Source organism: Paenibacillus sp. FSL R7-0333, assembly GCF_038000365.1.
In the GTDB taxonomy this organism is placed as follows: Bacteria; Bacillota; Bacilli; order Paenibacillales; family Paenibacillaceae; genus Paenibacillus_AQ; species Paenibacillus_AQ silagei.
In genome coordinates this window covers 4,312,019-4,336,751 of the sequence record NZ_JBBOBZ010000001.1, presented here as the reverse complement: position 1 = coordinate 4,336,751, position 24,733 = coordinate 4,312,019, and the positions used below count along the sequence as shown (strand labels likewise).

Here is a 24,733-nt window from a genome sequence, read left to right as displayed (position 1 = left end):
CGGGATTGGTGCCTATTCGTATGGTGACAGCATAGATGGACCGCGTATATAATTAATCCATTGTCTGCCAAATACATATAAGGTAAAGCAAACGTAAGGGATTGCGGGATTGGAGGAGGAAATGAAATGATTGAGGAACGTATCTCAATAGGAGAGATAAGCATTAACGCCAGGTATTCATTGAAAGACAAGCCTGTCGTCCTGTTGCTTCATTTCAGCGGCGGGAACCTGCATATGTGGGATGGAGTTCTCCCGCAACTGGAGCAGGACTACAGCATCCTTGCACCGGATCTCCGGGGGCATGGCCGTTCGGACAAGCCGGAGACTGGCTATCATATTGACGAGATGGCAGAAGATATGTATCTGTTACTGAGGCATTTGCAGGTGGAGAAGTGCCACGTAGTAGGAAGCTCCATGGGAGCGCAGGTAGCGGTCAGTCTGGCAGCAGCTCATCCGGAGCTTGTAGCGTCCCTGGTGTGTGAAGGTGCGCTGAATAACGAATTTGGAGAATACGGTATATTTAACGGTACGGCGGAAGAGATGAATCAGAAGAAAGCACAGCTCCGGGCAGAACTGGAGGAATGGAAGGAACCGTGCTATGACAGCCTTGAATCCTATGTAGCCGGGCAGAGGGATGAGCTGACAGCGGAGGGCCTGTGGAATGAATATTTCTGTGCGTTCTATACGCATAGCCTGGAGCAGCATCCAGACGGCAAGTATACCTATTGTTGTCCGAACCGTGTCAGAATCGAATGCATAGAGAAGTATTGGGAGCTGTCCTTTGAACACTATTATCAGACAATACAATGTCCGGTCCTGTTCCTGCCCAGCGAAGCGGAAGGGAACGATGAACGGGTCCGCAGCAGTCTGAATGCCTTCGCAGAGCTGCTGGACAGCTATGAAATTGCGCTGATCCCGGATTCGCTTCATGCGTATGTCTGGATGCAGCTTCCGCTTCAGGCGGGTCAGGCTGTGCGGGCTTTTCTGGACAAGCAGCGCTAACCCTACCAAGCATATAAAGAAGCCCGGTTCAGAGACAGGACTCCGAACCGGGCTTTGCTGTGTGAAGGATGGTGCCTATTATCAGTTCTTATTCGCCCTCCGGCGGACCTTTAACTACCCGGTCAGGCAGCTGAGTAACATAACTGTCGGACATGCGCAGCAGCTCCAGCGCCCGGGTGAATTCATCCTCTGTCGATTGAAGCAGATCCGTCCCGTCACCGGATAACGTATAATGCTGGCCGTCCTCGAATCCGCTGCCGGAGAGAAACAGCTCTTCATTATTAACGAATGAACCCGTAGGCAGGTAATAGCGCTGCGGCAGCAGGTTATACGCCGTCTGATTAAGCAGATCCTGTCCGAAGTGGATATGATAGTCCAGCGGGACACCAAGCAGATTGGCAACGGTCGGCAGAATGTCCACCTGGCCGCCTAACTGCTCCTTCAGTGCCGGTGTGGTAACACCGGTGGCTGAGATCATCAGCGGTATATTAATCAGGTCTCGTTCATTATACTCATGCTCCAGGATTTCCTGCAGCAGGACTTTATCCTCTTCCTTCAGAGAGAAGATCGGAAGTCCCCGGTGGTCGCCGTAGAGTACGATTACACTATTGTCCCATACCCCGCTGCCCTTAAGCTCTTCTATGAACTGGCCGAGGGCATAATCGGCATAATTCTCCGCCCGGATATAGTCGCCGACCAGTGTCCCCTCATACCGTTCCGGCAGGGTCATCTTGTATTTGCTCTCCGGGATCGAGAACGGATTATGTGACGACATCGAGATGACATGGGCATAGAAGGGCTGTTCACGCTGATCCATCCGCGCAAGCTCCGCAGAGGTCTTTCGGTACAGAACTTCATCCGAGGAGCCGTAGAAGACGGCATCCTCTTCACCGAAGTAGGTTTTGTCGTAATATTGATTGAAGCCCAGTGCCTTATACAGCTCCCCGCGGTTCCAGAACTCTACATTATTGGTATGAAAAGTCGCGGTATCGTAGCCTTGTGCCTCCAGCAGCTTCGGCAGACTCGGCAGCTCCTTCGGAGCATACTTATCTGTGGCCGGACCGTCCGGCGGCACATAAAAGGAAGTGTTGACGATAAATTCGGCATCTGAAGTATTGCCCTGGCCTACCTGCTGAAAGAACCTGGGGAAATAGTAGCTCCCGCCGGCCAGCCTATTCAGGTTCGGCGTGATTTCGGTTCCGTCCACCGACAGATTGATCAGGAAGTTCTGGAGCGACTCCATCTGCAGGATGATCAGATTCTTACCCTTGGCAGCCCCGAACAAGACCGGATCAGCCTTCTGCTGGATGCCCTTCGTCATGTCAATGCCGGCCTGGGAGATCTGCGCAGGGTCCATAGGCTCCTCTGCGGGTTCACGCAGCAGGGCGTAAGCTTCATAATTGAGAATGCCCATCTGCTCTGCCTTGACATTCTCGTTCATACTGGCTTTATTGGGGAAGATATTCATCATGCACAGCGTAAGCGAGATACAGAACAGGATAGCTACCGCCTTGCGGTTGCTGGGGCGGGACATGGAATGCTTCCAGGCCAGCGCTTTCTTCCGTCTGAGCATGATCAGGCTGATGATAATGATGTCTACGAAGATAAGCATATATTGCGGATGCACGACAGCGAATATACTTTTTTTGACGGCGCCTACCTGCTTGACCTGACCGAAGACTTGGGACGTAGCAATCATTCCAAAATGATTATGATAGACGATGAGAGAGAAGAACAGGACGGTAATGAGCAGATTGACGAGCAGATAGATCGCGACCTTGTGCTTGGTGGCGAACCATTCGATGAGGCAGAACAGCAGCAGCACGAACGGGATTTCCTTCAGCCAGGTGGTCCAGGTTGGACCGTCCTCGAACAGGTAATACCAGGCGAAATAACTCTTCACCAGCATGATCAGCGAGAAGAACAGAATCGACCTTTTTCGAAGCGGACGTGATTCCTTGTAAGGCATTGCGTATGCGCATCCTTTTCTATATAATCCATTAATTCTATTACAGGGCCGAGTTCAAAATCAACCGGTATTTAAGGGCAGTTTGGTGAAAAATAAAGGTGAAAGTTCGCCGCATATACGTTATTCTCTAAGAAGCATCCGGGAAGTTGAACCGTTGATAAACGAAGCAGGAGGAACAATGATGACCAAAGAATTCTCGCGCCAATATACAGACAGTGTGAAGCACGAACTATTGAACAGACTCGGCCTGAAGCAGGTGTATTTCAAGGGACAGCAGGGTGAGGACCTGTTATATGAAGCAACGGGCTTTGACCGTGGTACCTCGCATAAGTTCTGTGTTAGAACGCGGAAGGGCACCGTCGACGAATGGGTAGGCGGGAAGTGGATGAAGGTCCGCAGCTTCTCGATTGCCGCCAAACAGGAGGGATTTGAATGAGCAGCAGTTCCCATTTGCAGTTACAGGTACAGCCTTTGACAGAGATCAAGCATCTGAAGATTCATGGCAGAACGACTGGAGCGCTTAACCCCCTGACGTTATTCTGGACGGGCAGTGCGATAGAGGTGAACCTCCGGGCCTCCGAGCTGTGGCTTGAAGTGGAATCCGGTTACGATCATCACGAATCCTGGATCAGTGTGCTGATCAACTCCGTTCCCGTCAGCAGACAGATGGTGAATGCCGGAAGGCACTGGATCTGCGTATTCAGAGGGATGAACCCTGAGACTGTGAAGAATATCCGGATTGTAAAAGAGGTCCAGGCGATGAGCGGCGACCCCGGCGCCTATCTTCAGTTCCATGCGGTCCGCACAGACGGCAGCTTCCTGCCTGTTGAAGCGAAGCCGTACCGGCTGGAGTTCATCGGTGACAGTATTACCTCAGGTGAGGGCGTCATTGGTGCCAAGAGCGAAGAGGACTGGATTCCCGCCTGGTTCAGCGGCGTTCATAATTATACAGCGATCACTGCCGAGGCCGTGCAGGCCGAATTCCGGGTGATCTCACAGAGCGGATGGGGTGTGCTCTCCAGCTGGGACAACAATCCGGGGGGCAATATTCCTGACATTTATGAGCAGGTCTGCGGTCTGCTGACCGGCCCGCATAATGAAGCGCTTGGAGCGCATAAGATGAATGATTTTGCGGCCTGGCAGCCGGATGTGGTGGTAGTCAACCTGGGTACCAATGATGACGGCGCGTTCAACTCCCCCGAATGGCTGGATGAGAGTACCGGGCGCATCTATAAGCAGCGGCTGAATGAAGACGGAAGCTATCATGAGGAGGATCTGGCCGCCTTCGAGGCCGCAGTCACGAGGTTCCTGGCGAAGCTCAGAGGCTATAACCCCGGGGCGCATCTTCTCTGGGTGTATGGAATGCTTGGCCTCTCCCTGATGCCGGCGATCTACCGTGCGGTGGATGAATACATGAAGTCTACGGGCGACAAGAACGTGTCGGTGTTCCAGCTGCCGAATGTGACGAATGAAACGATGGGAGCGCGAACCCACCCGGGCCTGCCGGCGCACGAGCAGACTGCCGGGGAGTTAAGCGGCTATATCCGGGGACTTTTGTCAAAAGCCTAAGAAAAGGCAGCCTACCCTTTCAACAGGATAGGTCGCGGGAGCGCTCATCAGCTGATGAGCGCTTTGTGCTGCAATCTGTTTGACAAAAAAACCGTCTGGACGGTATAGTAAATGACGAGGTGATGATGGTGAACAGTAATTCCAAACGCAGTCTGATTCTGGCTGCAGCTTCAACGATTGTTAAGAATAGCGGAATTGAGAAGCTTACACTTGAAGCGGTGGCTGCTGAAGCAGGAGTGAGCAAGGGCGGTCTGCTGCACCATTTTCCGAATAAAGACGCATTAATCTACAGTATGGTTTCGGGCATCACAAATGATTTTGTTGCGGATGTCCAGAAGAGGGCGGCCCAGGATACTCGGGAGCAAGGGAAGTGGAGCCGTGCTTATTTGCAGTCTACCGTAGAAGCCGATCAGGATGGGCAGGACATGAATGTTGCGCTTAACGCAGCGCTTTTTACAAACGGTGAATTGCTGGATGAATTAAGGAAGCATTATACCGTCTGGCAAGAGAACATCGAGAATGACGGGCTGGATCCGGTAATTGGCTCCATTGTCCGGCTGGCTGTAGACGGCCTGTGGTTATCGGAGGTATTCGGGATCGGCGAGATCAGCGATGATATGCGTAATAAGGTCATCCGGAAATTAAATGAAATGATCCATTAAGGAGGTAGTCCCATTGAATGCTTATGTTTTACTATCCTTAGCCATTGTGAGTGAGGTCTTCGGCAGCTCTATGCTTAAGGCATCCAACGGGTTCAAAAAGCTACTTCCCTCCATTGCGGTGGTCGCTGGCATGGGCCTGGCGTTCTTCAATCTGTCACTGGCGCTGAAAGAAATCCCTCTCGGGACAGCTTATGCCATCTGGTCTGGCGTGGGAACGGCGTTAACCGCATTGGTTGGCGTGCTGGTCTATAAGGAACGTCTGAATGTGCGAAAAATAGCAGGCTTAATCCTCATCATTGGCGGTGTGGCTCTGCTGAAGCTGTCAACGGGGGTGTAGAGATGAGAGGTTTCTTAGCGCTAAGCATCGCTATTATTTCAGAAATCTTCGGTACGACTATGCTTAAGCTCTCCGATGGATTCAGCAGTGTGCTGCCGTCGATCGGAGTAGTGCTTGGAATGGGCCTGGCCTTTTACTGCTTATCAATCAGTCTTCGCACCATACCTCTGAGCCTGGCTTATGCTATCTGGTCTGGCGTGGGGACAGCGCTAACAGCACTGATCGGCATTCTGATCTGGAATGATCCGTTCAATCTGCTCACCGGCATTAGTCTGCTGATTATTATCGGGGGTCTGGTGCTGCTGAATTCACCGGATAAGGCTGGCGGGGAAAACGCCCCTGAAGCTACGGAGAATTAGGTCTTGCTTATCAAGCCTCCGGTATGCTGAAATGGAAGTAGGCAACGTGCAGGAAGTGAGCGAGAAGGAGCAACCGGAATGAGGAAAATGTACCTGATAGCCGCCATATGTCTCAGCCTATTACTGCTGGCGGCATGTAGCGATGGCACCGGCAGCGGTTCTGGCGGGAGGATTGCCGATACCAGCCTAAGTGCAGGTCCGGCTGAGGATGCAGCGCTCCATGTGCATGCTGCCAGATCGGATCAACCGCAGAGCAGCAGCCAGCCCTACCTGGGCAAGGTCTATAAGGTTGTGGTAGATCCGGGACACGGCGGTGAAGATCCCGGGGCAGTCTCCGTCAGTGGACGCCTGGAGAAGGATTTCAATCTTAGCCTGTCAGAGAAAATCGCAGCCCGGGTGGAGCAGGACCCGCAGCTTGAGATCCTGCTTACCCGGACCGGGGATGCTTTTATCTCCTCACAAGAGCTGTTCCGGCCCCAGTTCGCCAACAACCTGGCCGCAGACCTGTTCATCTCCATTCATGGCAATACCTATGAGGAGGCATCAGCATCGGGTACAGAAACCTTTTATTATCATGAAGAATCCTTGGCTTGGGCCGAGACTATACATAAGCATGTCATTCAAGCTACCGGTCTCAAAGACCGCGGCGTGAAGAAAGGGAATTACTTCGTTCTGCGCGATACGGTAATGCCGTCGGTGCTGCTGGAACTGGGCTATTTAACGAATCCCGGTGACGAGGCGAAGATGTGGACCTCCGGGTTCCAGGAGAGCGTGGCCTCCGCTGTTGTAGATGGGATTAAGGAGTACCTGGGGTTGGAGTGATGGATCACCGCCGCACATACAGCCCCTTGCGGTCCAGCTGCAGCTCACTTGAGATCAGAAGCAGGATAAGTTCCTCAATTGCAGATAGAGTGGCTACTAAGCATACAACTATTGTCCAGATGGCCTGATTCACATAGGGAAGCAACAACGGTGTAAGAAATAGCAGTATACCAGCAAGCTTGTTCCCGTAGGTATGAATGCTGCCGTAGGTTCTGAATTTACGCAGCGCAGTCAGGATGGAGGCTCCCCGGATGACGGCAATCAGCACGACCCACAGGATGAGGCCGAGGGTCAGACCAAGGAACGGATATAAGGTATAGAGTGCAGTGCCTGCCAGCGTCATGTCGGCCACGGAATCGAGCTTGGCACCGAGGTTGCTAACCGTACCGGTCATTCGGGCAATAGGGCCATCCAGAAGATCGGTAATTCCGCACAGGAGGTAGACTACACTGAAGCCCGTGCCCAGCGGCACAAGGTACAGCAGCAGAAGGGACAGCCCGATCCGGCTGAGCGTGATGCAGTTGGGGGCAAGCTTCATGGCAACCTCCCTTTTTAACCGTGTAATGGGGATGTCCTGTCTAGCTTATTCGTATATATTCTATGCTTCATTATGCCTCTAAATTTGCGGATTGTCTTGAATAAGTAAGTACCCGTTAATATGGTGCAGGAACTGTCGGATGCATTCCCTGCGTAGCTGTTAATCTGATGGGGAGGAAAGGGAGGTGCACGATGAACCTGCTGGAAGATATGAATGCTGCACTCTTCTACATTGAAGAGCATCTGGACGACGAGATCGATGTAAAAGTAGCTGCGGGCTACGCGTTATGCTCGGAGTATCATTTTACACGGATGTTCTCCTTCCTGGCCGGTATCCCGCTCTCGGAATATATCCGCCGCAGGCGTCTTACGCTGGCTGCCTTCAAGCTGCAGGGGAGCCAGCACCGGATTATTGATGTTGCTCTGGAGTATGGATACACTTCGCCGGATGCATTCACAAAAGCCTTTCAGCAGCTTCATGGCGTAACGCCTTCAGAAGCAAGAACGGCAGGGACACCCCTGAAGGCCTTTCCTCGAATGACTTTTCAGTTAACCATCAGAGGAGGCAGTGAAATGAATTACCGTATTGAGGAGAAAGAGAGTTTCCGGATCGTTGGACTCAAGAAAAGGGTAGCTATCCAGTTCAGCGGGGTGAACCCGGAGATTGCTGCCATGTGGCAGAATCTGAGCATGGAGATGATAGGGGAGCTGAAGGGGCTGTCGGATATGGTCCCGTCAGGACTGATCAGCGCATCCGTGAATTTCTCGGAAGGACGGATGGATGAACGCGGGGAGCTGGATCATTATATTGGAGTGGCTACCACGCAGGAATGCCCGACGTCCTACGCCAAGCTGGAGGTTCAAGCGTCTGCATGGGCCGTGTTCGAAGTGGCGGGTCCCTTTCCGGGCACGCTCCAGAATGTCTGGGGCCGGATCTACTCCGAATGGTTCCCCTCTTCCAATTACGAGCAGGTCGAAGGGCCGGAGCTTCTGTGGAACGAAAGCAAGGATACCCACTCGCCAACATTTAAAAGTGAAATATGGATTCCAGTGCGGGAAGCAGTGCGCCGTTAACGGTGCAGGTATTCAGCCAGAGCGGGCTGGGCTTCCAGTCAGAATGAATAGTGCCTCCTACAATCGGGTAATGGTAGTCTAGTATAACTAACTAGGAGGCATACTTCATGGAGTGGACTTTGGAAGATGTGGAAGAGACGAGCAGGCTACATCCTGAGTCGTTCTTTATTCCTGCAAGACAGGAACGGGAGACACAGGGTACGGGGAGAATGGTGCGGCTGCACTTCATGTTGACCCAACCGGCTGAAGGGCAGCCACGGGCTGAACGGATGTGGGTGGAGATCACCGGGAGAGATCCGGTTACCGGGCGGTACACGGGGCTATTGACCAATACACCGGGGGTTATCCAGTCGCTCCAGCTCGGAGATCCGGTGGAGTTCGAACCCAGACATATCGCCCAGACGATTCTTAGAGAAGGAGATCCGGCATGGGTCGAAGCTGGGGAGAAGGCGGGTATGGTCACCAGGCAATGCCTGACGCCAGGCAACGGTGTGCGCTGGATGTACCGGGAGGCCCCTACCCGTGAGGAGGACAGCGGCTGGCGGCTGTTCACCGGAGAAGAAGATAACGCTTATCTGAGCGACCCGAAGAATACGGCCATCATGAATGTGTATGATCTGATCGACCGGGACCCGAGCTTGCTGGAGCCTTTTAAAGGAGCTGTGGGTACAGCGTTTGAACGGAGCGGACCGGGTGCCGCGTGGGTAGAAGTGAAGAATTGGCGGTAGGCATGATATACTAGGCTGGCGGACACAGGTAACTGTGGCCCCGGCCTTTTTTACTAGGAGAAGGGGAGAAGGGCAGATATACATAACAGGTAATTAACTGAGAGGAAGGATTAGATTGATTGAATTACAGTCTAGTGAGTATAGTAGAATCAAGTATCTTCTAGCGCATAGAGAAGGAGAATTCATCTTTGTATTTGTTCATGGGGTTATAGATCTTAATCAGCCAGGCAGAATATTTGTGAATAAGTTAGATCAGCCGACTGCAGGGTTTGTCGCAAGCCGAGGCGGAAAATACTATCTGTTCGGGCAGGAAGATGACGAGCAGTTCAATCGAAGCATACTTGATTTCTTAGCCAATCCGGCCAATCACGCGAATTTCTATGATTTGTACTTTTCCTCCAGTCAATGGCTTGCGGTGCTTAAAGAACCTTTGAAAGACAACACAGTGGAGCTCAGTAGAACACATTATAAGATGAACAGTAACGCTAAAGCTCCTGCTGACATTCAGGAGGATTCTGGAGAATTTGTTTTAACTAGAATCGATGAGCAGTTGTTTGGACGCTACATTCAGGAGATGGACGATAGTTACCGATTACTGTGGACTTCGGCTGAGACCTATCTGGACAGGGCATTTGGTTATTGTTATTTGAATGAGAGCGGATTTGTAAGCGCTTGTAATACTTTTTATGTGGGTGGCGGCTATATTGAACCGGATATCATCACGCACAAGGAATACCGTAATCAAGGGTTGGCGTTCAGACTGTGTCAAGAATTCATAGCGCTTGGCCGTCAGCGGCAGCTAACAACATATTGGGATTGTGATACCGGCAATACTGGCTCCAATCATCTTGCCGCTAAGTTAGGTCTGGTGAAGGTTGGCGAAGTTCCTATTCTGTGGTGGCATGAGAGTAAGGAAGTCATTGCGAAATATTTAGCCGCCTACAACTATAATACCTAAGATTGGATGCTGTACTTTTGTAAAATTCACTTGTGGAGGGGACCGAACTGAAGCACATATATTACTTACTGCTGGTCGTACTGCTCATAGCTGGCTATAACACGAATAAGGAGACACAACCTACCCCTGAGCGGCCGGAGGTATTGGGAGACATGCCTGAAGATATGCCTGAAGATATGCCTGAATATTTCGACTTTCTCGTCCGGTACGGGTATGGAGAGGTCTCCAAGAATGAGATTAACACTTATCAGGATACCTTGGTAAAAGATCTGATCGTGAACGGAACGGCTACGGCGAATATTACACTGACCGGAGAGGAAATGCGCAGCATCTATGAGCGGATGAGAGGGATCAGCATCATGAGTAAGATGCAGCTTGTGCCCGCCAAGCAGAGCTGTTCGGTGGTCCCTTACCAGGAAGACAGCTGGAGGATCACTGTAAACGGATTCACACGGAATTGGTCCTGGTCCGGCGAGAATTGTGAGCTTACGGAAGATGCAGAGAAGCTGCTGGAGCTGCGGAACTTCATCGCGGACATCGTAGCGGGTAAGGAGGCGTACCAGGAATTGCCCGAAGCTGAAGGCGGCTATGACTAAGCAAACAGAATATAGAGCATATACCTGCAAGCTTACTCCGCAAGTCCGATCCCGGGGGACCTGGGCTTGCGAAAGTTGCGCTCTCTTACAGCCTTTGGATATGTGTTTCTTTGAACTCCGTTTCATATTTCAACCCATAGCCGACCATTCGGTCCATACCAATATGCGCAGTCCAGATGAAGCCAATCATGATAAGCACATCAATGGAGTAAGCCAGGCCCGGCAGTAACAACAGCAGTGGTATAGGGAACGTATGGGCTAGATTATATACATATGCTCCCACCTTTTTATTAAACGCATACCCTAACATGAATATATCGGGAAACAGCAACAGTAACAGGAAGAGTCCCCAGCTGTATCCGCTGGATAAGTAAAAATAAGCGCTAAGAGCCAGAACAACAAAGCCTTCAATTCTAATTAGTATTTGATTCATCTTCTCACTCTCCTTATTGTTGGTCTGCAGAGCGAATTCCGTCAAGCATCCATCCGATTCCCCGTGACACGGTGGCCAGTGAGAGCGGCTCGGATGATATGGAGACAGGAGCTTGAAGAGTCAATCCGTCGAAGACAGCCTGAAAGAGAGAGGCCAGCATATCTTTCTCAGGCTGCTCCAATGGCAGCTCCATGCGATCAATGATTTCTAGAATGCCTAACCTCATTTCCTTGTAAAGTTCCTGCACTTGCCTGGCGAGCTTTTCGTTGCTCACACTCTCTGTCCAAAGGCTGATCAACAAGGTGAACCACTCCGGGTTTTCTTTTCGAAATTCAACCACATGGAGCAATCCCTGGTGAAGCAGCTCTGCAGGAGATACGTTCAAATCCAGCCTCGTGAAGGCTTCCTTCATTCCTTTGTTAATCATCCACTCCCGGACCACTTCGACCAGCAGCGTTTCTTTTGTACTGAAGTGGTACCCGATTAACCCTTGAGCCACACCAGCCTTGGCTGCAATGTCCTTCATGGTTGCCTTGGTATAACCCACCTGCCCGAATAATGTGAATGCCGCTTGCAGAATGGAGCTTCTACGCTCATCCTTATAGGGTGGTTGTGTTGAATTCATTGCGGGTTCCCTCCAATACTGTTTGAATGAACAGTCAATTAATATAGATCCATCATAATACTGTTTGTTCGAACAGTCAACGAACATTTTTTATGCGGCACACTAATATCGCTTTTGCTAAAGCCGAAAGCGGTTACTAATAAGGAATACACAGTGTACGACTGCAAGCGTACTCCGCAAGTCCGATCCCAAAGGATCGGATTTTTGGTTTAATGGGATAGGGAAACAGCAACCGGACAGAGTAGAAGGAGGTTTAAATTCAGTTTAAATATGTCGGTTACTATCCTTTTAGAATCAGCAATCAAGGAGGAATAAAGCATGAAGCAGACACAATCAGCAGGGCAGGGCGGCAGCTATGCCATTGAGGCGCAAGGATTGGTCAAAATCTACGGGAGCAACCGGGCCGTGGATGGTGTAGATCTCAAAGTAGGCACAGGAATGATCTATGGGGTGCTGGGTCCCAATGGTGCCGGGAAGACAACCGTAATTCGCATGCTGGCGACCCTACTTCGGCCTGACGCAGGTTCGGCGCGTATCTTCGGACATGATGTGGCAAAAGAACCGCAGATCGTGCGTCAGTTAATCGGAGTGACGGGTCAATATGCGTCAGTGGATGAGTCGCTTAGCGCGACTGAGAATCTGATCATCTTCTCCAGGCTGCATGGCCTGGGGCGTGCGGAGTCTCGCAGCAAGGCCTCTGACCTGCTGGAGGAATTCGGCTTGACGGAAGCAGCGAAGCGCCCTTTGAAGAATTTCTCCGGCGGGATGCGCCGGCGGCTGGATCTGGCGGCCAGTCTAATTGCGCAGCCTCCGCTCATTTTCCTGGATGAGCCGACAACGGGGCTTGATCCCCGGACGCGCAATCAGATGTGGGAGACGATCCGCAAGCTGGTGAATACGGGATCAACGGTCCTGCTGACGACCCAATATCTTGAAGAAGCGGATCAACTGGCGAACCGGATTGCCGTGATTGATACCGGTAAGGTGGTCGCAGAGGGAACAGTTGATGAACTCAAGAGCTCGGTTGGCAACTCCTCGCTTCACCTGAAGGTGGTCCATCCGCAGCAGTTACTGAAGGCGCGGCAGATTGTGGAGCAGGTGCTTCAGGTACGCTCTAACCTGTAGGCAGAAGCAGCCAAAATTATCGCACCGATGGGGAACGTGGACCGGGTAACCGATCTGCTGATCGCACTTCGTGAAGCAAGCATACCGCTGCTTGAGATGAGTGTGCAGAAGCCAACGCTGGATGAAGTATTCCTGACCCTAACCGGTCATGGCGTCAAGGAAGATGCGGGGCTTGTCCCGGATAGTACACAGAAGAAGGAGGGAGTATTAGCATGAGTACTTTAATTAAGCCGGGTGTAGACCGTAATTTGAAAAACCATACCAGCTTCGGCCAAGCGGTACGCAATTCCTTTACGATGGCCTACAGAGGACTGCTCAAGATCCGGCGTACACCGGAGCAATTGTTTGACGTCACGTTTCAGCCGATTATTTTCACCTTGATGTTCACGTATATTTTCGGCGGGGCGATTGCCGGGGATGTGGCAAGTTATCTGCCGGTAATTATTCCAGGAATCTTGGTACAGACCGTAATCACGACCTCGGTCGTTACCGGTGTCCAGCTACGGGAGGATATGGAAAAAGGGGTGTTCGACCGCTTCAAATCGCTGCCGATTGCCCGGATTGCCCCTCTCGCAGGGGCACTGTTAGCAGATACTATACGTTACACGATTGCTACGGTACTCACCTTCGTAATGGGCTACATTATGGGCTTGCGGCCGGAAGGCGGCATCGGAGGGGTTGCCCTGGCGGCGGTTCTGGTCATCGGATGCTCCTGGGCCATCAGCTGGATCTTTGCCTTTTTCGGTGTGATCGCCCGCACGGCTTCCAGTGTACAGGGGATTTCAATGATTGTGTTATTCCCGCTAACCTTCCTCTCGAATGCCTTCGTGCCGGTTGATACGATGCCGAAATGGCTTCAGTGGTTCGTGAATAACAATCCGATCTCGCATCTGGTCACTGCTGTCCGTGAACTGGTCAACCATGGAACGGTAGGCAGTGATCTGGTCTACTCCCTGATCGGAGCCGCTGTGATTGTGGCTGTCTTCGCTCCGATTACCGTGCGTGCGTATATGCGCCGGACATAAGTCAGGTTCAGTAAGACGTCAACGAATGCAGGGATGCATCTGTTGGCGTTTTTTGCTGTATAGAAAATTATAGTTTCCTGCTGCGCTGGAAAAGGTGAGTATACATTGTGCTCAAAGGCAGGCACATGGCCTGAATATATGTGAAAAACAGCATACATTCAGATCGCCCGAAGGTAATCTAATTCATCCATTAGGATGATTTTGTTCTTGATTAGGAAATTATGATTAACGTCCGAAATGGATAAGTTGTGCATAAAGTTGGGGGGAAGTGTCTTGGAGCATCGGCAGGATGACTATATTCTGGATCAGTAATAGGAATGACTTCGCTGAATTCACCGAACAGCCGGATATGGTCGAAAAACTGACCACATTCGGTGCGGCAGAGGCGTGTGGGCCGGATGTGGTCGAAAAACCGACCACATTCGGTGCGGCAGAGGCATGTGGGCCAGATGTGGTCGAAAAACCGACTACATTCGGTGCGGCAGAGGCGTGTGGGCCGAATGTGGTCGAAAAACCGATCACAATGGGGATGCCGCAGGCATTTTGTTCATTCGAAAAACTGAACACAACATGACCAGTCAGGCTCAGGAACTTTGAGTCCATTCCGTTAGGGATAGCTCATAGTCAACAAAAGTCTGTAATTCCCCATGCTGATCTGCCCAGGCATTCTTTCGTACCGCTATTTTACGGAAGCCGAGTTTCTCATACACATGCTGTGCTCTGGTGTTCTTAAGATTCGTATCCAGTATGATCTTGTGAAACCCCTGTGTTTCAAACAAATAACGGACCAACATACCTAAACATTCTGTGCCTGCCCCTTTGTTTTGTTGATTGTAATCACAGATTTTAATCCCCATCTCCGCCACATGTCCAGAAACCGCACTGTAGCTCATTTCACCTGCGGGAGTACCATCGATTTCAAGAATCAGACGTCCTTTCCGTTCAGAGTCTGTCCCGGTCTGCAATTGGGTTAACACCTCTTGTTCAGTGATTCCTAAGCCCTCAGGAAATCCGGCATGCGCCATGACATCTCCGTCGTTCCACCAGTTGCATAACAGCTCTGCATCGGCCACAGTTGCATTCCGGATAACCAAGTTTCCTTGTTCCATATACATTTTGTACACCTCCATGACTCCAGATCAGCATAGCTTCATCGTAACATGCCATGATTTCCACGAGAATGGAGAGTATTATTTTATACAAATTGTATTAGGTTTAAGAGTATTAGCAGCGATAGATTCAGCAGCAGCCCCAGTACAGATAATTTGTTTCTCTTAAGAATTCCAAGCACACTGATGCAAACAGCAAAGAGCAGAAGGAAGAATACCAGATACAGGGAAATGTCGGCGTAGAGGGCCAAGACCTTCGACCCTTTGTCATTTAAGAGAGCACCGTCATACAGGTTCTTGTACCTACGGTTAGCATAAATTAATACACTGGTGATAAAAACTGAGGATAATAACACAGGAATAGCAGTTAGACCTCTTGTTTTTTTCTCATATCTACCTGCTGTAATGGACCATACCCCATAGATGGCAAATCCCGCAATCAGGCAGATCAAGTACATCTGATAGAACATCAGCCCTTCCTCCCGGTCCCCGGTTCCGCCACCATCTGGTCCTGAAGCATATAACAATAAGTTTGTTATGACCAAAACAAAATTCAGGAGTGCGTATTTAACTGCACTGATTCCTATTCCCTTGATTTCTAACATTCTTACCTCCGCTAACTTGGGTTATTCTCCAGATGTCTCATTGTCGGTTTGTTTATTATTAATAGTGACTTCATTTCTATCGATTTCTACTTGATAATTAATTACTTTGCCTTGTTCGAATTTTTCACTAACTTCTTTACTTACAGAGTAGTTCTTTTTGGGATTGAGTGTAATCTTGAAACTGTGATTTCCATTTTTGATCCTGAACTTTGCGACTTCACCAACATTAATATTACTATCAATTTGAGAATTAATGTGTGTGTCGTCTTTTTCATCTACAGTCACAACTACACTTTTCAAAAATAATGGGCTGTTATTAGTAATTGTCAAATTATACTCTTCATTATCTGCTGCCGCGAGACTATTGGAAGTTTCGCCTTCGCACCCCGATAATAAGGTGACTGAAAGTATCAAGAGTATAGTTGGAATTCTGAGTGGTTTAAAAGTCATATGCATCTTCTCCAAATGTATGATTTATAAATCAGCCGATACCTCTCTAACCAATATAATACAAAAGATAGGAGAAAGTAAGTTTATAATCCAAATATTACTTTTTGGTAAATTGAACGCTAAGAAAATAGTTTCATTACTGTATCACATACTTCCTCCCCCTTTAGGCAAATTTATACTATACCTATTGACCAAGGGGAGATTCCGGTGAAAAGAACACTACGAGTCATTACCATACTGCTAATTATCGCGCTTAAAACAGACTGGCTTTCACCGGTCCTATGTACAGCAGCAGAGCCGCAATCGCAGCTACAGAATCCGCAGCAAGATTCCCGAGAGCAGCAACTGCAGGACATGCTTGTCCTCCAATTGCTTCCCTATATGGATGATCGGCTAAAGTCAGCCTATTTCAGTCTTTTGACCACCAGTCCTGACCTTTATCCGTATTTCGTTCAAGTAGAACACGTGGAGCGGGTGAACGGCTTTCGCGGCTTTGACTTTCAGATTACGCTGAGAGCCTTCCCTACAGTGGGACCGCATATCAGTGTGGGAGAGGATTTGTTCACTTATAGAATCTCATCTTCGCAAGTTGAGCTTGTAGAGTATAAGCATATAAAGGGACCGGAGGTATACGATTTTCCGCCAAATTACCTGGATATGTTGAGAAAAGATACAAATGAAGCGGCTTTTTTTACAAACCTTCTGGAGTTGTGGCGCGTTAGCCTTTATAATATGACGAGAATATAGAATAAAGGAAAAGGTGTAACTTCATGAGCATATTAAATGTAGAAAAGCTTAGTCACGGCTTCGGCGACCGGGCCATCTTCACGGATGTCTCCTTCCGCCTGCTGAAGGGTGAGCATATCGGTCTGATCGGCGCCAACGGTGAAGGTAAATCGACCTTCATGAATATCATTACCGGTAAGCTGCAGCCGGACGAAGGCAAGGTGGAATGGGCGAAACGGATGCGGGCCGGTTATCTGGATCAGCATGCGGTGCTTCAGCAAGGGCAATCCATCCGGGATGTGCTGCGCGGGGCCTTCCAATATCTGTTCGATATGGAACAGGAGATGAACGACATGTACGGCAAGATGGGGGATGTGACCCCTGAGGAGCTGGAGCAGCTGCTGGAGGATGTCGGAACGATTCAGGACATGCTGACCAGCCAGGACTTCTATATGATTGATGCCAAAATCGATGAAACCGCGCGTGGACTCGGTCTGACCGACATCGGTCTGGACAAGGATGTTAACGACCTCAGCGGCGGTCAGCGGACCAAGGTGCTGCTGGCGAAGCTGCTGCTGGAGAAGCCGGACATTCTGCTGCTCGATGAGCCTACGAACTATCTGGATGAGCAGCATATCAACTGGCTGAAGCGTTATCTGCTGGATTATGAGAATGCCTTCATTCTGATCTCGCATGACATTCCGTTCCTGAATAGCGTGATCAACCTGATCTACCATATGGAGAACCAGTCGCTATCGCGTTATGTGGGCGATTATGAGTATTTCCAGCAGGTGTATGAAGCGAAGAAGTCGCAGCTGGAATCCGCGTTCAAGCGCCAGCAGCAGGAGATTGCCGATCTGAAGGACTTCGTGGCCCGCAACAAGGCCAGCGTAGCGACCCGCAATATGGCGATGTCCCGTCAGAAGAAGCTGGATAAGATGGAGGTCATCGAGATTGCCAAGGAGAAGCCGAAGCCGCAGTTCAACTTCAAGCAGGGGCGGACCTCCGGCAAAATGGTTTTTGAGACCAAGGATCTGGTAATCGGGTATGATTCCCCATTGTCGCGTCCGCTGGACCTCAGCATGGAGCGCGGGCAGAAGATCGCCCTCGTCGGTGCGAACGGTATCGGTAAAACTACGCTGCTGCGAAGCATTCTCGGCCAGATCCAGCCTATCTCGGGCACAGCCCGGCTTGGCGATCTGCTGGAGATCGGGTATTTCGAGCAGGAAATGAAGGAATCCAATTATAACACCTGTATCGAGGAGATCTGGAACGAATTCCCGTCTTACTCCCAATTCGAGATTCGTGCAGCGCTGGCGAAGTGCGGCCTGACCACCAAGCATATTGAGAGCAAAATTGCTGTCCTGAGCGGTGGCGAGAAGGCCAAGGTCCGTCTGTGCAAGCTGATTAACCGGGAGAGCAATCTGCTGGTACTGGATGAGCCTACCAACCATCTCGATGTCGATGCGAAGGAAGAGTTGCAGCGTGCACTCAAGGCCTATAAGGGTAGCATTCTGCTGATCTCGCATGAGCCTGAATTCTACCGTGATATCGTAACCGATACCTGGAACTGCGAATCATGGACGACCAAAGTCTTCTAGAGAACCGTACCGGCAATAACGCCGGTGTTGAGCTTGACCCGTAGGAGGGTACTTTGCGAAAAGTGACTCTTACGGGTCATTCGTATTACAGTGGAGTAAGAATGCAGGGGGATCATATGAACGTTGTGAATGAGGAGACAGTCGTGAAGCCATCCAAACGCAGTCTGGTCAATATCATTATTGACGGCATTTCTGGTATTTTTCTTCCCATAGTTAATATATTGAGCGCGGCAGGAATCATGAAGGGTCTGCTCGCAGGTGTGGTTGCGCTGGAGCTCATCAGCAAGACCGAAGGCACCTATACGGTGCTGAATGCCATGGCGGACAGCCTGTTCCATTACCTTCCGCTGCTGCTGGCGTTTACGGCAGCCCGTAAATTCGGGGCCAATCCTTATACGGCGGTCGTTATAGGCGGGGTTATGCTATATCCCAGTCTGACTACACTATTTGCGAACAACGAAGTCATTGAGTTTATGGGCATGAGCATCAAGCCGGTGAATTATCCTGCAAGCGCTATTCCCATCATCCTGGCGGTAGGCCTGCTGGTCTATGTCGAGCGATTCTGTGTCAAAATATTGCCGGAGGTCATTCGCGGCTTCTTCACTCCGCTGATCTCCGTGATCGTGGTATCGTCGGTGACGCTGCTGGTATTCGGACCGATGGGGGCGCTGGCCGGTGACGCCCTGGCAGACGGGTACCGTACAGTGTATAATCTCAGTTCAGTCGGCGCCGGAATGGTGCTGGGGGCGATCATTCAGCCGATGGTCATCTTCGGCCTGCACTGGAGTCTGGTGCCGCTGGCGATCAACAACATCAGCACGGGTGGATCAGACACGATCCTCGCGCTGATGGGTCCTGCTGCCTTTGCCCAAGCGGGAGCAGCGCTGGCAGTATTCATCAAAGCCAAAGACAAGCAGTTCCGCACCTTAAGCCTGTCGGCATCGATATCGGCCTTGTTTGGTGTGACGGAGCCTGCAATGTTCGGGGTCAATCTGCCGCTGCGTAAGCCGATGATTATTGTCTGCTGTGCAGGCTCGATTGGCGGCGGGATGGTCGGGATGTTCGGCTCGTCTGCGATTTCGTTCGCTTTTCCGGGGCTGGCTACGCTGCCTGCTTATCTGGGGGAAGGGTTCGGCGGCTTCCTGATCGCATGTACCACCGGGTTCCTGATAGCCCTGATTGCAACGTTGTGCGTGAAGCTTGGACCGGAGCCAGTCGTCGAACCACTTGCCAAATCCTAGCTAAGGGGGATTACACATGAGAAAGATTAGAAGAACCAAGACGGTGGAAGGGACTTCCATTCCCGGAATCATCCATAACGGAGGAAGTTACTTCTATATTAATGTAGATGTGTACAAAGACGGCATGGTCAACTGCTGGGAGCTTACAGATCTTAAGGGCTTATCCGGCAAAATAAATTCAGGCTGGTTAACGCCGGCAGTCCCCTCCGGGAAGCAGCTGTCCATTCATGGACTGGGTGCGTATACGGTAGAGTCGGCAATGTGGACTTACAACGCTGCAAGCTATTACCAGCATATTCAGGAAACAGTGAGCCTGCTGAACCCGGACCATACGAATATCTATGAGATTTCGGACCGGGAGCAGGAGCAGAGTGAAGCGCGCCGGATTGCGCATTCACCTTCCTCTACGGAATTCTATGTCAACAGCGAAATGTTCTACCAGACGACGGAGGGCAAAAGTGTCCATCTGTTCATGAAGAATAGCGGCGCAGTATACCTGGTCGATGTTGTGATATACAAGGACGGAAAGGTAGCGGTCTATAACCTGCCTGCTGACGCAGAATATACGCTGGAGCAGCTGGACGCGCTTGTTGCAGATAAGACCTTCTTCACGACAATGGATACTCCTGTAACGGTACATATTCTGCAATTGGGCGAGGTTACATTAGGCGAAGCCCTATACTCTGCCGATGCACAGGAGAAGCTCAAAGAGCTGCATAACCTCCACAAGCAGCTGAACGGCGAGCAAACGGCGCATGAAGCGTGCCGGGCTGCCTATTATGCTTATCTGGAGAATCCGGGTGAATACTACCGGGAGCAGCTTCGAATCAAATATGAGCTTGTGCCGGAGCATGAACGGATGTATCTGAGCGATATGGATACGAAGGATTGGGATTACCAGCGAATCCTGTATCATCCCGAAGAGACACGCGAAGTGTGAACGGGGCAGGATTTTCTACGCGTTGGATGCTATACTACTATAAGTGATGAAGTGAAGAGATAGAGGGTGGCAGGATGGAGACAATCAGCTTTCATTATGGACGGCATATTTCCAAGGTGGCGCGGGCATTATATTTCCACTCGTGGAAATCTATACTATCGATTGGCGTTCAAGCGGTATTTATAGCGGTGTGCATGATTCTGTATACTCAGAACCAGTCGGTCATTTTGCTCGGCATATCGATTACGCTGGTTCTGACCATGGGAATGTCAATCGTGATGCGAACCTTGCTTTTACCGAAGATATTGTCGGCAGATACAAGGTACAATAAGGAATTTGAATATCTTTTCGATGCAGAGGGGATCAATTTCAGTCCGGAGAAGGACGCGTCCGTCATGACCTGGGGCTCTTTCACCCGGGTATGGGAGAACCAGAGCTACTATCTGCTGTTCTATGGGCCACAGGAATATTGGTTCGTTGCGAAGCAATCGTTCGAGGATGCCGCACAGGAGCATAAATTCAGAGCGTATGTGTCAGATCACCGCAAGATTGTCAGTGGCGTGATTTGGTGACAAAAAAGAAGGACATGCTACCCGCGCATGTCCTTTTCTGTATCCGGGAGCGGATGATTAGCCGCAGCTATACCCGCCAAAAGCTTGTGCAATCCGCCTTGTCGGCAATATTGTACTCGATTAACTGTCTCAGCAGGCCGTAATCTACCGGATTCGTCCATTTCATGCGGATCAGCAGCTTGGTGTGATCTATTCCGCCTTGCTTCAGGATCTCTTCGAAATGATCCATGCCAGCTTTTTCCGGGGCGACAGCCATATGCCCTTTGGCTACACTGAAGCCGATAATGTATGTTCCGTGATCGGTGAACATCGGCTGGTTCCAGCCAATTCTCGGTTCGAGCTGCGGGAACTCCTGCAACACCCAGGCGAGTACTTCCTCCACCGTTGCCTGATGGACCGGATTATCGATCTTAGCCAGATACTCTGCAAACACATCCATGGTGCGTCCTCCTGATCTATGTCAGCCCTTATGCCCTCCATAATATCTTGTAGCCGCAGGATAGTCAAAAATTTTAATGAATAAATTTGATTAACCATCACAATGGGAGGTGTTGAATGATGAAGGAGTAGGGCTCCCTTCCTCATTCCAGCATTTCCCTGTATGATAGAAGAAGCTTGTTGTTCTTCAAAATAAATGAGAAGGGGGTTATGGGATGGAGGAGAGGATCGGGTTCAAAGGCAAACGTCCTGCTGAGTTGCCGGCCACTATAAGCGTGATTGCCCTGATGTTATTCTGGATAAGCTTTTTCCTTCGGGTCGATAAAACGACTCTGTTGGAGCAGATTGTGACCTATCTCGTCATCGGAATTGCAATAGCCGTTGCAGGGATTATGGTATATCGTTTGTTTACCTTTAGCAGGGCGTTCAACATAGAGATTAAGCCGGAAGCCCTGCAGATCAAGAATGTAGAGATTGAAGCCTCTAATATTAAGTGTATTTTCATCAAAGGCTACTTGCTGCCCGTGATCGCAGTAAAGCCCAGAGCCAATCTGCTGGTTACTTATAAATACTGTTTTCGATTCCCCGAGCAGGAAGATCAAGGGATAAAGGTGCTAACGGAATGGGCGGAGCGGCACCAGATCGAAGTGGTACATAAGAAGTTTGTGAGATGGCTGTAGTTAACTAAGGGATGGAGAATAGGAGGAACTAATCAATGAAAGTCTCCGGATTCAGTCACATCACACTCCAGGTACGCGACCTTCAGGCTTCATTGGAATTCTATCAGGGGATTCTGGGAATGAGCGTTAGACACCGCGGGAGGTCGGATGCGTATCTGGAGTGGGGCAGCGCCTGGGTATGTCTGGTGGAACAGACGAAAGCCGGGGTGCAGACAGGCGGACTTGCGGGGATGGATCATGTAGCTTTTTATATCGCAGAGGATGATTTCGAGGAAGCCGTAGCTATCTTAAACAAACATCATATAGAGATCGTCAGAGGACCTGTTCAGCGGGGAACCGGCTGGTCAGTGAATTTCCTGGACACGGATGGAATTCAGCTGGAGCTGCATACTTCCACTCTGGATGAACGGATGCAGGTCTGGTGTTAGGCGGAGTGGGGTCAATATAATAATCAGAAGCGGGGATGCGGGATGAATAAACCTTTTCATGAAATGCTGACGTCGGAAAATGAGCTCAGAGAGCTTCTGGGCTATCCGAGTGAAGTGGTGAAGCGCAAATCGATCCATCAGCTGGATCATCACTGCCGTGATTATATAGCGATGTCCCCTCTATTATTTCTGTCCACAGCAGATGAACATGGCTCTTGCGATGTCTCTCCGCGCGGGGATGCGCCCGGTTCGGTGCTGGTGCTGGATGAAGGGCATCTGGTCATTCCTGAACGTCCGGGGAACCGCAGATTGGACTCTTTGCTGAATATCCTGGCTAATCCGCATATCGGTCTGATTTTTATTATCCCGGGGCTTGAAGAGACACTGCGGGTTAACGGGCAAGCCTATATCATTAAGGATGAGCCTATCCTGGATCGAATGCGAGCCCGAGGCAAGCGGCCTGCGCTGGGGATCGGGGTGAAGGTGGAGGAATGTTATATGCATTGTGCCAAGGCCTTCAAAAGGTCGCAGGTCTGGGACTCCGGCACCTGGCCTGCTGAAGCCTTGCTCCCGTCTGCTCCGGCCATCATCGCCGCTCATGTGAATGCAGCGGAGTTCACGGAGGAAGTGGTGCGGCGAGGTATAGAGGAGAGCTACGAGAAGCGGCTGTACTAAGAAGGGGAGTGAATAGCGGGGATGGATACAGAGAGGCTGATACGGATTTTTGACAGGCAGGCCACGGATTATGACCGTAAAAGAGATGATCCGAAGCAGCGGCGTTGGCGCCAGAAGCTAATCGGTTCTGCGAAGGGTGAGGTGCTGGAGCTTGCCGTCGGAGCCGGGGCGAACTTCCCGTTCTATCCTCAAGGCGTCAAGATCACGGCTGTGGACTTCAGCGGAGCCATGGTTGAGAAGGCCAGACGGGCCGCCGGACAGTACAGACTGGAAGCTGATTGTATATGTGCAGATATCGAAGACATGAGCTTTGCTGCGCATTCGTTCGATACGATTGTCTCCACGCTGTCCTTATGCAGCTATAAGAACCCGCTGAACCTGCTGGTGAAGCTGAACCGCTGGTGTAAGCCGGACGGCACCATCCTGCTCCTGGAGCATGGAATTGGTTCTAACATCTTGGTCACTACACTGCAACGGGCGTTGAATCCGCTCCTGTACCGCATCTATGGATGCCATCAGACCCGGGATATTCTCGGACTGGTCCGGGAGTCGGGGATGCAGATCACTAGAGTGGAGAGCTATTCGCTGAATATGGTGCATTTGATCTGGGCGGGGCCAGAGGAACAACAACTATGATCTGAAAGGTAAGAGATCACGTACCTGGATACGAGGGCAAGACCGTAGGCATTCGTAAGATATTTGAGGTTCGGGCCGGGCGCAGCTCCATAGAACATAAAGAACAATATCCGGAAGTTCGCGTTACTTATGATACGTTTATTGCTGTTCAAGCTATCAACGGAATTATTGATTTCCCGAGAAAATGGGCGTTGCTGGAGGTCAAACAGAAATACACTGATGAGCCGCTAAATTTCAACTCAGACGCTTTTAAACTGGCTTTGGAGCGTTGAGGGTTTCTTATTGACCCCGATGTAGACTGGAACGTTCTTTCTGCACAAATCGAATTTTTTGGTAACTAAGTGATGCCCGCTTCCGTTTAAAAATAAGATGAAAACAATTTTTTAAGGGGGAAGGGGAACGGATGAAGAAGAAATGGAAGATCATTTTATTTAGCTTTATTGGGGCTATTGTCCTTTTAGTCGTGTTAGGAGCATTATACGTCAATAACGTTGGATATAATAATGTGAAACATATGTATCGTTTAGAATCAACCGGTAAATCTGTTATTCGGATAGATAGCGATATGCCTGGCCGAGAGCGCTACCTCACGAAAGAAGAGGGTGATCCACAGGAACTGTTAAAGTCACGCATGGAACGAGAAGGGTGGGGATATACTCAACAGGAGGGATCGGGTTATTTTTTTATTAAAGACGGTAGGGAAGAAATAGTCACTATGCAGCAATGGAATCATTTTTATATTATATATAGTTTAAATGCTGGAATTGCGAACCTTGAGGACTAGACAAGAAAACAACGCCCCTACTTTGTA

At 50.2% G+C, this 24,733-nt stretch carries 31 protein-coding genes and 1 pseudogene; 24 read left to right on the top strand and 8 right to left on the bottom strand.

Annotation, left to right across the window (positions count from 1 at the left end):
• The first annotated feature begins 126 nt into the window (after positions 1-126).
• Positions 127-1,002: an alpha/beta fold hydrolase gene (locus MKY86_RS18330; protein ID WP_076081707.1), complete on the top strand. Its 876-nt coding sequence runs from the start codon at positions 127-129 to the stop codon at positions 1,000-1,002.
• Between the two features lie 88 nt (positions 1,003-1,090).
• Here MKY86_RS18330 and MKY86_RS18325 read toward each other — a convergent pair whose 3' ends face one another.
• On the bottom strand, positions 1,091-2,971 hold the full coding sequence (locus MKY86_RS18325) for an LTA synthase family protein (RefSeq protein ID WP_076081706.1): 1,881 nt from the start codon (positions 2,969-2,971) through the stop codon (positions 1,091-1,093).
• 178 nt (positions 2,972-3,149) lie between these two features.
• Between MKY86_RS18325 and MKY86_RS18320 the strand changes: the two genes are divergently transcribed.
• The 6 genes from MKY86_RS18320 (at position 3,150) to MKY86_RS18295 (ending at position 6,720) form a co-directional block, all read left to right on the top strand.
• Positions 3,150-3,407, top strand: coding sequence for a hypothetical protein (locus MKY86_RS18320; protein ID WP_340827331.1), 258 nt, complete (start codon positions 3,150-3,152; stop codon positions 3,405-3,407).
• Positions 3,404-4,540: an SGNH/GDSL hydrolase family protein gene (locus tag MKY86_RS18315; RefSeq protein ID WP_076081704.1), complete on the top strand. Its 1,137-nt coding sequence runs from the start codon at positions 3,404-3,406 to the stop codon at positions 4,538-4,540. Before MKY86_RS18320 ends, MKY86_RS18315 begins: the two co-directional genes overlap by 4 nt.
• A 128-nt stretch (positions 4,541-4,668) precedes the next feature.
• Positions 4,669-5,202, top strand: coding sequence for a TetR/AcrR family transcriptional regulator (locus MKY86_RS18310; RefSeq protein ID WP_340827329.1), 534 nt, complete (start codon positions 4,669-4,671; stop codon positions 5,200-5,202).
• A 13-nt stretch (positions 5,203-5,215) separates the two neighbouring features.
• Complete coding sequence (locus tag MKY86_RS18305; protein ID WP_076081702.1) at positions 5,216-5,539, top strand: DMT family transporter; 324 nt, start codon at positions 5,216-5,218, stop codon at positions 5,537-5,539.
• 2 nt (positions 5,540-5,541) lie between these two features.
• A complete protein-coding gene (locus tag MKY86_RS18300; RefSeq protein ID WP_076081701.1) occupies positions 5,542-5,898 on the top strand; it encodes a DMT family transporter in 357 nt (118 codons plus the stop codon).
• 78 nt (positions 5,899-5,976) lie between these two features.
• Positions 5,977-6,720: an N-acetylmuramoyl-L-alanine amidase family protein gene (locus MKY86_RS18295; RefSeq protein ID WP_076081700.1), complete on the top strand. Its 744-nt coding sequence runs from the start codon at positions 5,977-5,979 to the stop codon at positions 6,718-6,720.
• Positions 6,721-6,724: 4 nt separating this feature from the next.
• Here the strand turns inward: MKY86_RS18295 and MKY86_RS18290 are convergent, their stop codons facing one another.
• Entirely contained in the window at positions 6,725-7,258 is a 534-nt protein-coding gene (locus MKY86_RS18290; RefSeq protein WP_076081699.1) for a CDP-alcohol phosphatidyltransferase family protein, read from the bottom strand.
• Between the two features lie 191 nt (positions 7,259-7,449).
• Between MKY86_RS18290 and MKY86_RS18285 the strand changes: the two genes are divergently transcribed.
• The 4 genes from MKY86_RS18285 to MKY86_RS18270 all read left to right on the top strand — a co-directional run bounded on the left by MKY86_RS18285 (position 7,450) and on the right by MKY86_RS18270 (position 10,613).
• Positions 7,450-8,331: an AraC family transcriptional regulator gene (locus tag MKY86_RS18285; RefSeq protein WP_076081698.1), complete on the top strand. Its 882-nt coding sequence runs from the start codon at positions 7,450-7,452 to the stop codon at positions 8,329-8,331.
• Positions 8,332-8,438: 107 nt separating this feature from the next.
• On the top strand, positions 8,439-9,059 hold the full coding sequence (locus MKY86_RS18280; RefSeq protein WP_076081697.1) for an immunity protein Imm33 domain-containing protein: 621 nt from the start codon (positions 8,439-8,441) through the stop codon (positions 9,057-9,059).
• Positions 9,060-9,174: 115 nt separating this feature from the next.
• On the top strand, positions 9,175-10,017 hold the full coding sequence (locus tag MKY86_RS18275) for a GNAT family N-acetyltransferase (protein WP_076081696.1): 843 nt from the start codon (positions 9,175-9,177) through the stop codon (positions 10,015-10,017).
• A gap of 152 nt (positions 10,018-10,169) precedes the next feature.
• Entirely contained in the window at positions 10,170-10,613 is a 444-nt protein-coding gene (locus tag MKY86_RS18270) for a hypothetical protein (RefSeq protein WP_143803806.1), read from the top strand.
• An 85-nt stretch (positions 10,614-10,698) separates the two neighbouring features.
• Here the strand turns inward: MKY86_RS18270 and MKY86_RS18265 are convergent, their stop codons facing one another.
• Both MKY86_RS18265 and MKY86_RS18260 read right to left on the bottom strand, forming a co-directional pair.
• Positions 10,699-11,046, bottom strand: a complete 348-nt coding sequence (locus MKY86_RS18265) for a DUF4260 domain-containing protein (RefSeq protein WP_076081695.1) — start codon at positions 11,044-11,046, stop codon at positions 10,699-10,701.
• Between the two features lie 13 nt (positions 11,047-11,059).
• A complete protein-coding gene (locus tag MKY86_RS18260) occupies positions 11,060-11,671 on the bottom strand; it encodes a TetR/AcrR family transcriptional regulator (protein WP_340827326.1) in 612 nt (203 codons plus the stop codon).
• Positions 11,672-11,989: 318 nt separating this feature from the next.
• Here MKY86_RS18260 and MKY86_RS18255 point away from each other — a divergent pair.
• The 3 genes and pseudogenes from MKY86_RS18255 to MKY86_RS18245 all read left to right on the top strand — a co-directional run bounded on the left by MKY86_RS18255 (position 11,990) and on the right by MKY86_RS18245 (position 14,395).
• Positions 11,990-13,012, top strand: a pseudogene (locus MKY86_RS18255) (ATP-binding cassette domain-containing protein).
• Complete coding sequence (locus MKY86_RS18250; RefSeq protein WP_076081693.1) at positions 13,009-13,821, top strand: ABC transporter permease; 813 nt, start codon at positions 13,009-13,011, stop codon at positions 13,819-13,821. The pseudogene MKY86_RS18255 and the gene MKY86_RS18250 overlap by 4 nt, the downstream one beginning before the upstream one ends.
• A gap of 289 nt (positions 13,822-14,110) precedes the next feature.
• On the top strand, positions 14,111-14,395 hold the full coding sequence (locus MKY86_RS18245) for a hypothetical protein (RefSeq protein WP_340827325.1): 285 nt from the start codon (positions 14,111-14,113) through the stop codon (positions 14,393-14,395).
• Between the two features lie 10 nt (positions 14,396-14,405).
• Here the strand turns inward: MKY86_RS18245 and MKY86_RS18240 are convergent, their stop codons facing one another.
• From MKY86_RS18240 to MKY86_RS18230, 3 genes are all read right to left on the bottom strand, one after another.
• Entirely contained in the window at positions 14,406-14,936 is a 531-nt protein-coding gene (locus MKY86_RS18240; RefSeq protein WP_076086044.1) for a GNAT family N-acetyltransferase, read from the bottom strand.
• Between the two features lie 80 nt (positions 14,937-15,016).
• The gene (locus MKY86_RS18235) at positions 15,017-15,535 is read right to left on the bottom strand and encodes a hypothetical protein (protein ID WP_076086047.1); all 519 of its coding nucleotides are present in this window, start codon (positions 15,533-15,535) and stop codon (positions 15,017-15,019) included.
• A gap of 21 nt (positions 15,536-15,556) precedes the next feature.
• The gene (locus MKY86_RS18230; protein WP_076086050.1) at positions 15,557-15,985 is read right to left on the bottom strand and encodes a hypothetical protein; all 429 of its coding nucleotides are present in this window, start codon (positions 15,983-15,985) and stop codon (positions 15,557-15,559) included.
• Between the two features lie 207 nt (positions 15,986-16,192).
• Here MKY86_RS18230 and MKY86_RS18225 point away from each other — a divergent pair, with 207 nt between their 5' ends.
• The 5 genes from MKY86_RS18225 to MKY86_RS18205 all read left to right on the top strand — a co-directional run bounded on the left by MKY86_RS18225 (position 16,193) and on the right by MKY86_RS18205 (position 21,065).
• Entirely contained in the window at positions 16,193-16,732 is a 540-nt protein-coding gene (locus MKY86_RS18225) for a DUF3888 domain-containing protein (RefSeq protein ID WP_076086053.1), read from the top strand.
• A gap of 23 nt (positions 16,733-16,755) precedes the next feature.
• Positions 16,756-18,312, top strand: a complete 1,557-nt coding sequence (locus MKY86_RS18220) for an ABC-F family ATP-binding cassette domain-containing protein (RefSeq protein ID WP_036733209.1) — start codon at positions 16,756-16,758, stop codon at positions 18,310-18,312.
• 116 nt (positions 18,313-18,428) lie between these two features.
• Positions 18,429-19,553 carry a PTS transporter subunit EIIC gene (locus MKY86_RS18215; RefSeq protein ID WP_083685785.1) on the top strand — a complete coding sequence of 375 codons (1,125 nt, stop codon included), beginning with the start codon at positions 18,429-18,431 and terminating at the stop codon, positions 19,551-19,553.
• A 16-nt stretch (positions 19,554-19,569) separates the two neighbouring features.
• Positions 19,570-20,493, top strand: coding sequence for a DUF7638 domain-containing protein (locus MKY86_RS18210; RefSeq protein ID WP_076086059.1), 924 nt, complete (start codon positions 19,570-19,572; stop codon positions 20,491-20,493).
• Positions 20,494-20,567: 74 nt separating this feature from the next.
• Entirely contained in the window at positions 20,568-21,065 is a 498-nt protein-coding gene (locus tag MKY86_RS18205) for a YcxB family protein (RefSeq protein WP_076086062.1), read from the top strand.
• 67 nt (positions 21,066-21,132) lie between these two features.
• Here the strand turns inward: MKY86_RS18205 and MKY86_RS18200 are convergent, their stop codons facing one another.
• Positions 21,133-21,504, bottom strand: a complete 372-nt coding sequence (locus MKY86_RS18200; protein WP_076086065.1) for an iron chaperone — start codon at positions 21,502-21,504, stop codon at positions 21,133-21,135.
• Positions 21,505-21,718: 214 nt separating this feature from the next.
• Here MKY86_RS18200 and MKY86_RS18195 point away from each other — a divergent pair, with 214 nt between their 5' ends.
• The 5 genes from MKY86_RS18195 to MKY86_RS18175 all read left to right on the top strand — a co-directional run bounded on the left by MKY86_RS18195 (position 21,719) and on the right by MKY86_RS18175 (position 24,706).
• Positions 21,719-22,183 carry a hypothetical protein gene (locus tag MKY86_RS18195; protein WP_076086068.1) on the top strand — a complete coding sequence of 155 codons (465 nt, stop codon included), beginning with the start codon at positions 21,719-21,721 and terminating at the stop codon, positions 22,181-22,183.
• Positions 22,184-22,218: 35 nt separating this feature from the next.
• The gene (locus MKY86_RS18190) at positions 22,219-22,611 is read left to right on the top strand and encodes a VOC family protein (RefSeq protein ID WP_076086071.1); all 393 of its coding nucleotides are present in this window, start codon (positions 22,219-22,221) and stop codon (positions 22,609-22,611) included.
• 42 nt (positions 22,612-22,653) lie between these two features.
• Positions 22,654-23,286: a pyridoxamine 5'-phosphate oxidase family protein gene (locus MKY86_RS18185; protein WP_076086074.1), complete on the top strand. Its 633-nt coding sequence runs from the start codon at positions 22,654-22,656 to the stop codon at positions 23,284-23,286.
• Between the two features lie 21 nt (positions 23,287-23,307).
• Positions 23,308-23,922 (top strand): class I SAM-dependent methyltransferase, encoded by a 615-nt coding sequence (locus MKY86_RS18180; RefSeq protein WP_076086077.1) that lies wholly within the window; start codon positions 23,308-23,310, stop codon positions 23,920-23,922.
• 403 nt (positions 23,923-24,325) lie between these two features.
• A complete protein-coding gene (locus MKY86_RS18175) occupies positions 24,326-24,706 on the top strand; it encodes a hypothetical protein (protein WP_076086080.1) in 381 nt (126 codons plus the stop codon).
• Positions 24,707-24,733 lie beyond the last annotated feature (27 nt).